General features: G+C 48.6%; 2 protein-coding genes. Both read right to left on the bottom strand.

The window, feature by feature from the left end; all coding sequences use genetic code 11:
* Positions 1 to 44: 44 nt before the first annotated feature.
* The gene (locus HMPREF2700_RS04840) at positions 45 to 836 is read right to left on the bottom strand and encodes a Cof-type HAD-IIB family hydrolase (protein WP_070590644.1); all 792 of its coding nucleotides are present in this window, start codon (positions 834 to 836) and stop codon (positions 45 to 47) included.
* Between the two features lie 198 nt (positions 837 to 1,034).
* The gene (locus HMPREF2700_RS04835) at positions 1,035 to 2,426 is read right to left on the bottom strand and encodes a 3'-5' exonuclease family protein (RefSeq protein WP_070590641.1); all 1,392 of its coding nucleotides are present in this window, start codon (positions 2,424 to 2,426) and stop codon (positions 1,035 to 1,037) included.
* Positions 2,427 to 2,572: the final 146 nt, after the last annotated feature.

The following is a 2,572-nucleotide window of genomic DNA, read 5'->3' as shown; positions in this document are numbered from 1 at the left end:
TAATTGACATGCCAATATATCATCTTTTCCTTTTGATTTGAAATTTAAATGACGCCCAATTCTTGCAAGCCGCGCAATACGCCGTCTTCATCGACACTTGGGCAGACGAATTGTGCGGCCGCTTTGGCAGCTTCTTCGCCATTGCCCATGGCAACGCCAAAGCCGACGGTTGACAGCATTTCCAAGTCGTTGAAGCTGTCGCCGAATGCCATTACTTTACTCATATCAATGCCCAGTTTTTCCACTGCGTGGGCGATGCCGCGTGCTTTTGAACCTTCTTTGCGCAGTAGGTCCACAGCATATTCATGCCAGCGGACGGTTTTGAAGCCGTGTTGCCGGGTCAGCGGTTGCAGGATTTTTTCTTCTTCCTTATCCACAAAGACCAACATTTGATAAACAGGCTGTTTGCGGAAATATTCTTTGTCAGTCAGGAAGTTGGGCAGAATATGCGATAAGCCTTCGACAACGCGCGGAGAGTTGGAGGAGACGGCAATTTCTTGGTTGTTGACGAATGCGTAGTCTATTTTGTGTTGTTCAAGCAGGTTGATGGCAGTTTCTATGTCGGCAATGTCCAACGGGTAGCTTTGCAGGGGTTTGCCGCGAAAGGAAATATATTGGCCGTTGATGGTGACGAGCATGTCGATACCGCATTCTTGAATCAAGGCTTTGACTTTGGCGGGCATGGCGGCTTCCGGACGGCCGGTGGCAATGGCAGTCAAAATGCTTTTGGCTTTTAATGCGCGCATGGCTTGGGCAACAGAGGGACGCAGGGTATCCGTGTATTTGCGGTAGAGGGTGTCGTCAATGTCAAAGAAGATGATTTCAGGGTTGTTCATGGTTTACTCGTTGGGCTGGGTATACACAGCTTTCATTGAAAATTGTGTGAACAGCTTGTGTATAAATTGGTTTAGTATTTGATTACTATTATAAAAATAAGTTCTGATTAAATTTTAGGCAGATTTTTATTTTGAGAATAAAGCGGAAAGTTATTCACAATAGGCCGTCTGAAAATTTGGTTTTCAGACGGCCTTGTTTTAAGCAATCAAACGGATATTTTCTTTGTCTTGCCTGAATTTGTTTTTAATCACGAGAGGCAGACTGCTGTCGAAATACCAGCTGCCGTCAGGCAATGCCAACGCGCCGCCGGCGCAGAGCAGGGTAATGCTGTTTCCGGTCAGGGGATCGGTTTCGGTAATTTCAATTTCGTGCGCTTTGCCCCAATCGGTTACGGGGAGTAGGGCGGCAAGCTCGGTAATGCGTTGGTTTTGATGTTTGATGCCGTTTGGTTGGCGGCAGTTGCCATTGCATTTGCCGACGGACTCGACTGGGCAGGGTTCTCCCTTTGCGTAGCTGGTCGGCAAAATGTTGAGCGAATCTGGGCAGAGTCTGTGTTCTTGCGACCATTGCGTTAAAGCGCGTTTGGCTGCTTTTTTGTGGGCAAACAAACCGTAAGGACGCCAATTTCTGGTGCCGCTGTTTAACAAGACGATGCGTGCTTGAAGGCTGCCGTGTTCGTCAGCGATAAAGCGGACGGTGGAAAACGATGTGGACTTTTCAGACGGCATCAGTTGGTATTCCTGCATGGTCTGGGCTTTGAGCCATAATGTATGAAGCTGTCCGACTGCCGGAATAAAACGGATGGAGGCTGCAGCTTTGATGTGCGGCGGCAGTTTTTTGCTGTGCAGCAGGGTGGCGGTTTCACTGTATGCGCGTTCGTGTGCTTCAATGGCTTGGGCTTTGCCGAAATGGTCAAGCCAAACCAATACGCCGTAACTGTCGGGCAGGGCATAGAGCTGTTGGGCAAGCGAATCAGGCAACCAAGTGGGCAACATTTTCGGATTCATCAATACACGGACGTGTTCGTCCCATTGTTGATGATTTTTTTCTGCCAGACTTAATTCGAGATAATCACACAATGCGGCAACATCGGTCATGGCGCGGTGGCGGTTGGCCGTCTGAATGCCGGTGCGTTCGATAATACTGTCGAGGCTGTGTTTGTAAAACTCAGGATAGAGACGGCGCGACAGTTGAACCGTACAGAGCGAAGGTGCGGCAAAGTCAGTATGGATACGGGCAAACTCGTGGCGCAGGAAGGTGTAGTCAAAGCGGCTGTTGTGGGCAACAACCACTGCACCTTGCAATAGCGGCAACAAATCGGCTGCAATATCGGCAAAGACAGGCGCGTTTTTCACAGTTTCATCATGAATTCCGGTCAGTCTGGCAACAAATTCGGGAATGCTGCGGCAAGGATTGACCAATTGCTCGTAATGTGTGGCGCGTCCTTGCTCAAAACGAACAAGGGCGACTTCCGTTATCCTGTCTTGATAGAAATTTCCACCGGTCGTCTCCAAATCCACCACGACCACAGGCCGTCCCAAACGGGAAAATGCTTCGGATAAGAGCGGCCAGCGTGCGAAATCTGACATTTTATTCTCTGTAAATTCAATAGCAAATGCGCATTTTACACGCTGTCTGCAAGTTTTCCAAATAAAACGCTTGACAGTAAATAGCCCTCTCTTTATAATCCAAATCTTTCTTGATGCACCCGTAGCTCAGTTGGATAGAGTATCTG

The sequence above is a fragment of the Neisseria sp. HMSC068C04 genome (assembly GCF_001810105.1).
Classification (GTDB): Bacteria; Pseudomonadota; Gammaproteobacteria; order Burkholderiales; family Neisseriaceae; genus Neisseria; species Neisseria flavescens_B.
This window is presented reverse-complemented; position numbering and strand designations above follow the sequence as displayed.